We start from the raw sequence: 8,828 nt of genomic DNA on the forward strand, positions 1-8,828 counted from the left end.
GGGAGCTGAGGGCCGCTGTCCTACCGCTCAGCCACCACCCGAAACCCGATCCCCGCCCCCCGCAACCGCTCCGTCAGCGCGTCCCCCATCGCCGTCACCGTAGTCACCTGCCCGGACACCGGGGGATTGTCGTCGAAGGCCAGCGACAGGGCCGCCTCCGCGAACATCTTCGCCGTCTCGTCGTAGCCGGGGTCGCCGCCCGTGACCTCGGTGTAGACGCGGTGGCCGTCGCCCTCGCCGATGAAGCGGACGCGGAACCAGCTGCGGGCGCGGCGTTCGGGGGTGGGGCCGTCGCCGGGGCGGAGGCGGGAGGAGAGCCAGTGGCGGACGGGCGGGAGCTGGGCGGCACCGGCGAGGGCGCCGGTGGCGGCGATGGCGCCCGCGGCGACGGGCAGGTGGCGTACGGCGGCGTAGTGGCGGTAGCGGAAGTCGGGGCCGTAGCGGTCGAGGGAGCGGGCGGAGCGGCGGACGATCTGGGGGTCGATGGTGGGGAGGGGGAGCGCCCAGGCGCCGATCTCCCCGGCGTAGCGGGGGGCGCCCAGCGGGGTCGTCACCCGGCGGGCGAGCAGGCGGGGTTCGTGGCGGGCGCGGTCGCGGGCGGCGGCCAGCATCCTGCCGCCGCGGGCGAACTGGCCCAGCACGGAGGCCAGGGTGCCGCCGGAGAAGGACGCGTCCGCGGTCACGAAGCCGTCCACGGTGAGCGGCACGCCCTCGGGCAGTTGCCGGACCGTGAAGTAGGCGCCCAGGTCGTGCGGCACCGAGTCGAAGCCGCACGCGTGCACCAGACGGGCGCCGGTCTCGCGTGCGCGGGCGTCGTGCCGTACGTACACCAGGTCCACGAACTCCGGCTCGCCGGTGAGGTCGAGATAGTCGGTGCCCGCCTCCGCGCAGGCGGCGACGAGGTCCTCGCCGTAGGTGACGTACGGGCCGACCGTCGTCGCCACCACGCGCGCGTGCTCGGCGAGGGAGCGGAGGGTGGCCGGTTCGCGTACGTCCGCCCGCAGCACCCCTACGCCCTCGCCGCCCGGCAGCTCCGCGCGCAGCCGCTCCAGGCGGGACTCGTCGCGGCCCGCCACGGCCCAGCGCAGTCCGGCGGGGGCGTGCGCGGCGAGGTAGTGCGCGGTCAGGGTGCCGACGAAGCCGGTGGCTCCGAAGAGCACGATGTCGTAGGGACGGTCCGTGTCGTGGGGACGGTCCGTTGTCTTCAGCCTGCTCATGACACCCCTGTCGATGACATTCCTGCCCGTGCCACCCCTTGGTGGTACAGCCCGCGCCGCGCCGGTCGGCCGAGGCTAGCGTGAGCGGTACGGACCACGACCGGCGGGCCGGAGGCGGCGGCGCGGGCGCCCGGGAATACCCGGAAGAAGCGGGCGAAGCCCGTCGGGCACTCGGCTAAGCGCTCGCTCGTTCAGGTCTTGTGCCCGGTGGCACGTCTTCCTAGCATCACCGGTGTTACATCGGTTGTGTCACACACGCTTGGGGGCTGACGGCATGACGACGGCAACGACGCCGGGGCAGGGCCCGCTCAGCGGTGTGCGCGTGGTGGAGCTGGCCGGTATCGGCCCCGGCCCCTTCGCCGCGATGCTGCTCGCCGACCTCGGCGCGGACGTGGTCCGGGTGGACCGGCCGGGCGGCGCGGGCCTCGGCGTCGACCCGGCGTATGACGTGACCAACCGCAACAAGCGCTCCGTCGTCCTCGACCTCAAGGCCCCCGAGGGCCCCGCGCGCGTGCTCGACCTCGCCGAGCGCGCCGACGTCCTGATCGAGGGGTACCGCCCCGGCGTCGCCGAGCGCCTCGGTGTCGGCCCCGCCGACTGCCACGCCCGCAACCCCCGGCTGATCTACGGCCGTATGACCGGCTGGGGCCAGGACGGCCCGCTCGCCCAGCGCGCGGGCCACGACGCGGCGTACATCGCGCTCACCGGCACCCTCGGCATGATCGGCCGCCCCGGCGAGCCCCCGGCCCTGCCCGCCAACCTCCTCGGGGACTACGCGGGTGGCGCGCTCTACCTCGTCGTCGGCGTCCTCGCCGCCCTCCACCACGCGCGCGGGAGCGGCACCGGGCAGGTCGTGGACGCCGCGATCGTGGACGGCACCGCCCATCTCTCCGCCATGATCCACGGGATGCTCGCGGCGGGCGCCTGGCAGGACCGCCGCGCCGCCAACCTGCTGGACGGCGGCTGCCCGTACTACGGCACGTACGAGACCGCCGAAGGCCGGTACATGGCGGTGGGCGCCCTGGAGGCCCGGTTCTACGGCGAGTTCCTGCGCCTGCTGGACCTGGACGGGCTCGCCGACGCCCACCACGACCTCACCCGCTGGCCCGAGCTGCGCGAGCGGATCGCGGCCCGCTTCAAGTCCCGTACGCGTGAGGAGTGGACGGCCGTCTTCGCGGACTCCGACGCCTGCGTGGCCCCCGTGCTCTCCCTGACCGAGGCCCCGCACCACCCCCACCTCGCCGCGCGCGGCACCTTCACCGACCACGCGGGGCTCACCCAGCCCGCCCCCGCGCCCCGTTTCTCCGCCACTCCCACCGCCGTCCGCACGGGGCCCGCGCTGCCGGGCAGCGGAACGTCCGAAGTGGCCCGGGAGTGGGGGATTCCCACACTCGACGACGACCGCCTCGCAGGCGCCGACTGACAGCGGCGACCCCCGCGACACCCCCGCCCGGCCACCGGCCCACCCTCCCGAAAGGCACCCCAGTGAGCAGCGAAGCGTACGTGTACGACGCGATCCGCACCCCGCGCGGCCGCGGCAAGGCGAACGGCGCCCTGCACGGCACCAAGCCCGTCGACCTCGTCACCGGCCTCATCCATGAACTGCGCGACCGGTACCCGGACCTGGACCCGGCCGCCATCGACGACATCGTGCTCGGCGTCGTCGGCCCGGTCGGCGACCAGGGTTCGGACATCGCCCGTATCGCCGCCGTCGCCGCGGGCCTGCCGGACACCGTGGCGGGCGTCCAGGAGAACCGCTTCTGTGCCTCGGGTCTGGAGGCCGTCAACATGGCCGCCGCCAAGGTCCGCTCCGGCTGGGAGGACCTGGTGCTCGCGGGCGGTGTCGAGTCGATGTCCCGGGTGCCGATGGCCTCGGACGGCGGCGCCTGGTTCAACGACCCGATGACCAACCTGGCCACCAACTTCGTGCCCCAGGGCATCGGCGCCGACCTCATCGCCACCATCGAGGGATTCTCCCGCCGCGACGTGGACGAGTACGCGGCGCTGTCCCAGGAGCGCGCCGCCACCGCGATCAAGGAGGGCCGCTTCGAGCGCTCCCTCGTCCCGGTCAGGGACCGCGCGGGCCTGACCGTGCTCGACCACGACGAGCACCCCCGCCCCGGCACCACCGCCGACTCCCTCGCGAAGCTCAAGCCGTCCTTCGCGGACATCGGCGAACTCGGCGGCTTCGACGCGGTCGCGCTGCAGAAGTACCACTGGGTGGAGAAGATCGACCACGTCCACCACGCGGGCAACTCCTCCGGCATCGTGGACGGCGCCTCCCTGGTCGCCATCGGCTCGCGCGAGGTGGGCGAGCGGTACGGTCTCACCCCGCGCGCCCGGATCGTCTCCGCCGCCGTCTCCGGCTCCGAGCCCACCATCATGCTCACCGGCCCCGCCCCCGCGACCCGCAAGGCGCTCGCCAAGGCCGGGCTGACCATCGACGACATCGACCTGGTCGAGATCAACGAGGCGTTCGCCGCCGTCGTGCTCCGCTTCGTCAAGGACATGGGCCTGTCCCTGGACAAGGTCAACGTCAACGGCGGCGCCATCGCGCTCGGCCACCCCCTCGGCGCCACCGGCGCGATGATCCTCGGCACCCTCGTGGACGAACTGGAGCGCCAGGACAAGCGGTACGGCCTGGCCACCCTGTGCGTGGGCGGCGGCATGGGCATCGCCACGATCGTCGAGCGGATCTGAACTCCCGGCGGATCAGCGGAATCAGCGAATCAGCGGAATCAGCGGAACCAAGCGACTTCTACGGAGACGACTGTCATGACCGAGAGCACCACCATCCGCTGGGAACAGGACGACACCGGTGTCGTCACCCTCGTCCTCGACGACCCCGGCCAGTCCGCGAACACCATGAACCAGGCGTTCCGCGACTCCCTCGCCGCGGTCACCGACCGCCTGGAGGCCGAGAAGGACTCGATCCGGGGCGTCATCTTCACCTCGGCGAAGAAGACCTTCTTCGCGGGCGGCGACCTGCGCGACCTGATCCGGGTCACCCCCGAGACCGTCCAGGACCTCTTCGACGGCGGCCTCGCCATCAAGCGGAACCTGCGCCGCATCGAGACCCTGGGCATCCCGGTCGTCGCCGCGATCAACGGCGCGGCCCTCGGCGGCGGTTACGAGATCGCCCTCGCCTGCCACCACCGGATCGCGCTCGACGCCCCCGGCTCCCGCATCGGTTGCCCCGAGGTCACCCTCGGCCTGCTGCCCGGCGGTGGTGGCGTGGTCCGTACGGTACGACTGCTCGGCATCACCGACGCGTTGCTGAAGGTGCTGCTCCAGGGCACCCAGTACAACCCACGCCGCGCCCTGGAGAACGGCCTCGTGCACGAGGTGGTGGAGACGCCGGAGGAGCTGACCGCGCGGGCCCGCGCCTTCATCGACGCCCACCCGGAGTCCAGGCAGCCCTGGGACCAGCCCGGTTACCGCATCCCCGGCGGCACCCCGGCCAACCCCAAGTTCGCCGCCAACCTGCCCGCCTTCCCGGCCTCCCTGCGCAAGCAGACCAACGGCGCCCCCTACCCGGCCCCGCGCAACATCCTCGCGGCCGCCGTCGAGGGCGCCCAGGTCGACTTCGAGACCGCGCAGGTCATCGAGGCGCGCTACTTCGCGGAGCTGGCCGCCGGGCAGACCTCCAAGAACATGATCCAGGCGTTCTTCTTCGACCTCCAGGCCGTCAACTCCGGCGCCAACCGCCCGAAGGGCATCGAGCCCCGCACGGTCCGCAAGGTCGCCGTCCTCGGCGCGGGCATGATGGGCGCGGGCATCGCCTACTCGTGCGCGCGGGCCGGGATCGAGGTCGTGCTCAAGGACGTCGCCCTGGAGGCGGCCGTCAAGGGCAAGGGCTACTCCGAGAAGCTGTGCGCCAAGGCCGTCGCCAAGGGCCGTACCAGCCAGGACAAGGCCGACGCCCTGCTGGCCCGCATCACCCCGACCGCCGACGTGGCCGACCTCGCGGGCTGCGACGCGGTGATCGAGGCGGTCTTCGAGGACACCGCGCTCAAGCACAAGGTCTTCCAGGAGATCCAGTCCGTCGTCGAGCCGGACGCGCTGCTCTGCTCCAACACTTCCACGCTCCCCATCACCGCGCTGGCCGAAGGCGTCGAGCGGCAGGGCGACTTCATCGGACTGCACTTCTTCTCGCCGGTCGACAAGATGCCCCTGGTCGAGATCATCAAGGGCGAGCGCACCGGCGACGAGACCCTGGCCCGCGCCTTCGACCTCGTCCGCCAGATCAACAAGACCCCGATCGTCGTCAACGACTCCCGCGGCTTCTTCACCTCCCGGGTGATCGGCCACTTCATCAACGAGGGCGTCGCGATGGTCGGCGAGGGCGTCGAGCCCGCCTCGGTCGAGCAGGCGGCGGCCCAGGCCGGCTACCCCGCCAAGGTCCTCTCCCTCATGGACGAGCTGACCCTCACCCTCCCGCGCAAGATCCGCGCCGAGACCCGCCGTGCCGTCGAGGAGGCGGGCGGCACCTGGACCCCGCACCCGGCCGACGTGGTGGTGGACCGCCTGGTCGACGAGTTCCACCGCCCCGGCCGCAGCGGCGGCGCGGGCTTCTACGACTACGAGGACGGCAAGCGCGCGGGCCTCTGGCCGGGCCTGCGCGAGCACTTCACCAAGCCGGGCTACGAGATCCCCTTCCGCGACATGCAGGAGCGGATGCTCTTCTCGGAGGCCCTCGACACCGTGCGGTTGCTGGAGGAGGGCGTCCTGACGTCCGTCGCCGACGCCAACATCGGCTCGATCCTCGGCATCGGCTTCCCCGGCTGGACGGGCGGTGTCCTCCAGTACATCAACGGGTACGAGGGCGGCCTGCCCGGGTTCGTGGCCCGGGCGCGGGAGTTGGCGGAGCGCTATGGCGACCGCTTTGCGCCGCCCGCGCTGTTGGTGGAGAAGGCGGAGAGGGGCGAGGTGTTCACGGACGGGCGCTGAGTGGGACGGGGGCGCGTTCCGGGAACTCGTTTCCCGGAACGCGCCCCCTCCGTCTACCGGCCGCTCAGGTCCCGGAAGAAGCTCCGAATGTCCTCCACGAGCAGGTCGGGCTCCTCCATCGCGGCGAAGTGGCCTCCGCGGTCGAACTCCGTCCACCGGACGATGTTGTTCGTGCGCTCGGCGATGTGGCGCAGGACGATGAAGTTCTCCCGGGGGAACAACGCCACCGCCGTGGGGGTCTCGGAGGGCTCTGGAGGGGCGCCCCAGTAGTCCGCGTGCGCCCGCTCGTAGTAGAGGCGCGCGGACGAACCGGCCGTGCCGGTCAGCCAGTAGAGCATCACGTTGGTCAGCAGGTGGTCCCGGTCGACCGCGTCCTCGGGACGGTCGCGGGAATCGGTCCACTCCTTGAACTTCTCGGCGATCCAGGCCAGTTGGCCGACCGGGGAGTCGGTCAGGGCGTAGGCGAGCGTCTGCGGGCGGGTGGACTGGATGTCGGCGTAGCCCTGCCGGTCGCGGTTCCACGCCCGTGTCCTCTCCCAGGACGCCCGGGTGCGCTCGCGCTCGGCGGGGCTGAGCGGCGCGAGTTCCTCCTCGGTCGGCTCGGCGGTCGCGGCGGCCCCGGGGACCAGGTTCAGATGCACGCCGAGCACCTCCCCGGGGCGGATGCGGCCCAACTCCCGTGAGACGGCCGCCCCCCAGTCCCCGCCCTGCACCCCGTACCGCTCGTACCCCAGCCGCCGCATCAGCTCCCCGAACGCGGCCGCCACCCGCCGGTACTCCCAGCCGGTCTCCCGCGTCGGCCCGGAGAACCCGAACCCCGGAATGCTCGGCAGCACCAGATGAAACGCGTCGGCCCGGTCACCGCCGTACCGCACGGGATCCGTGAGCGGCCCGACAACCTTCTCGAACTCCACGACGGACCCCGGCCAGCCATGCGTGATCATCAGCGGCGTGGCATCCGGCTCGGGGGACCGGATGTGCGCGAAGTGGATGTCCGCGCCGTCGACGGTGGTCATGAACTGCGGCCACGCGTTGAGCCGTTCCTCGGCGGCGCGCCAGTCGTACGTGTGCCGCCAGTACCCGGCGAGCTCTCTCAGATAGTCCCCGGGCACCCCGTACTCCCACCCCACCCCCGGCAGTTCATCCGGCCACCGGGTCCGGTCGAGCCGCTGCCGCAGGTCGTCGAGGTCCGCTTCGGGGACGGCGACGCGGAAGGGGCGGAGGGAGGCGTGGGGCGAGGTCGTCATGTGGGCGGAGTGTAGGGGGTGCGGGTGCTGCAAGATCAACACATTTGGCGCGCGGTCACCTCCGGGAATGCCCTGATGGCAGGCGGGATGATCGGGCGCATGTGCGTTCTCGTACTGGGCGGAACGTGGTTCCTCGGCAAGGAGATTGCCGCTGGCGCACGGCGACGGGGCTGGGAGGGGTGGCGACGTTCAACCGGGGGCGGTCCGGTCCCGACGCCTCCGACGTGGCGACGGTCCACGTCAATCGGACGCAACCGGCGGACCTTGCGCGCCTCGGGGCGACGGGACCGTGGGACGCCGTGGTGGACACGTCCAGCTCCGAACTGCCGCCCAGTGACGTCCTCTTGGTCGCACACGCGCTGGCCGGCCAGGTCGCCTGGTGGGTGCAACATCTCCACCGTGCCCGCGCTCGCGAGGACGATCAGCTCGACTCCGCCGAATGGGAGGTGACCGGCGGAACACCCCCACGCTCGCGGGGACGACACTTGTTGAGCTGGGGGTTTGTTCGGGGGGTGGGCCGTTTTCGTTTGGTTGTATTGACGTCTTCTTCTCGTATCTTGACTCACTGTCAGCTTCTTGGGGACGGTAGGTCGGTGGCTCCGCCCCATTGCAGGAGCGAAGGGTGAACGGTGGGCGGGATGACGGATGTTGGGGTGTTGTGGGGGAAGTCGGCTGAGCGGGCGAAGGGGGATCTGCGCGACACCGCTGCTGTGGCTGAGCACATGTGGATCAGCCGTGCCTCGCAGAGACAAGACGTTGGGCGGGGGCGTAGCAGTCCATTCTTCGCGTGGCTCTGTGTACGGCGAGGGGAAGGCCACTCCGACGTTCCAGTACCGGTGGCTCCCCGAGCGGCCCGGGATGAGACGGCGTCATGGACATGCGGGCATCGCTGATCGCCCGGCACGATGCCGTGCGCTCTTCGAGCGCTTCACCCACGAACCCCGCTTCACCGATCCTCGCAGTGCGGCCGCGGCCGCCGCGAGTGTGCGTCGGCAACCCCAGCCATCGTGTCCGGGACCTCCTGGCCCCCATCAGCGAAGGTCAAGCCGTACTCGCCAACGAATCGGGAGCAGGCCGAGAGCACCAGCACCCCGCCGACTACAAGGCACGTGGAGTCCAGGTCGGCCAGTGGCTGAGGATGGGCATGCGGCCGCGGTACCTCCGTGGGCTACGTTCCTCAGCGGTGATCGCCCCAGCTGCACAGACGCCTCTCACAGACAAGCACGCCAGAAAACCAGGCGTCGGTGCCCGAGAAGCTACCTCGGACGGCGGGAACTGAGTAGGGGCCGTACCCCCTGCAACGTGCGGATCAAAAAAGGAACTGAGCAACACAACCCCGCTGCTACGGTGCGCCCATGCCACCGATCAGACAGGTCCAGGTCACCTTCGACTGCGCGGAACCCGAGCGCGTCGC

General features: G+C 71.7%; 5 protein-coding genes. 3 read left to right on the forward strand and 2 right to left on the reverse strand.

Features of this window, described 5'->3' with window-relative positions; all coding sequences use genetic code 11:
- Window positions 1-20: 20 nt before the first annotated feature.
- Complete coding sequence (locus tag GTW40_RS17740) at window positions 21-1,217, reverse strand: saccharopine dehydrogenase NADP-binding domain-containing protein (protein WP_161181179.1); 1,197 nt, start codon at window positions 1,215-1,217, stop codon at window positions 21-23.
- Between the two features lie 274 nt (window positions 1,218-1,491).
- Here GTW40_RS17740 and GTW40_RS17745 point away from each other — a divergent pair, with 274 nt between their 5' ends.
- The 3 genes from GTW40_RS17745 to GTW40_RS17755 all read left to right on the forward strand — a co-directional run bounded on the left by GTW40_RS17745 (window position 1,492) and on the right by GTW40_RS17755 (window position 6,167).
- A complete protein-coding gene (locus tag GTW40_RS17745; RefSeq protein ID WP_161181180.1) occupies window positions 1,492-2,640 on the forward strand; it encodes a CaiB/BaiF CoA-transferase family protein in 1,149 nt (382 codons plus the stop codon).
- Window positions 2,641-2,702: 62 nt separating this feature from the next.
- The gene (locus tag GTW40_RS17750) at window positions 2,703-3,917 is read left to right on the forward strand and encodes an acetyl-CoA C-acetyltransferase (RefSeq protein WP_161181181.1); all 1,215 of its coding nucleotides are present in this window, start codon (window positions 2,703-2,705) and stop codon (window positions 3,915-3,917) included.
- 75 nt (window positions 3,918-3,992) lie between these two features.
- Entirely contained in the window at window positions 3,993-6,167 is a 2,175-nt protein-coding gene (locus GTW40_RS17755; RefSeq protein ID WP_161181182.1) for a 3-hydroxyacyl-CoA dehydrogenase NAD-binding domain-containing protein, read from the forward strand.
- 53 nt (window positions 6,168-6,220) lie between these two features.
- Here GTW40_RS17755 and GTW40_RS17760 read toward each other — a convergent pair whose 3' ends face one another.
- Window positions 6,221-7,414, reverse strand: a complete 1,194-nt coding sequence (locus tag GTW40_RS17760; RefSeq protein WP_161181183.1) for an epoxide hydrolase family protein — start codon at window positions 7,412-7,414, stop codon at window positions 6,221-6,223.
- Window positions 7,415-8,828 lie beyond the last annotated feature (1,414 nt).

Source organism: Streptomyces sp. SID4985 (assembly GCF_009863025.1).
Classification (GTDB): Bacteria; Actinomycetota; Actinomycetes; order Streptomycetales; family Streptomycetaceae; genus Streptomyces.

What these genes read in the sequence shown, in the direction of transcription:
- GTW40_RS17740 (WP_161181179.1), bottom strand. Translation starts at nt 1,217, where the DNA reads ATGAGCAGGCTGAAGACAACGGACCGTCCCCACGACACGGACCGTCCC.
- GTW40_RS17745 (WP_161181180.1), top strand. Translation starts at nt 1,492, where the DNA reads ATGACGACGGCAACGACGCCGGGGCAGGGCCCGCTCAGCGGTGTGCGC.
- GTW40_RS17755 (WP_161181182.1), top strand. Translation starts at nt 3,993, where the DNA reads ATGACCGAGAGCACCACCATCCGCTGGGAACAGGACGACACCGGTGTC.
- GTW40_RS17760 (WP_161181183.1), bottom strand. Translation starts at nt 7,414, where the DNA reads ATGACGACCTCGCCCCACGCCTCCCTCCGCCCCTTCCGCGTCGCCGTC.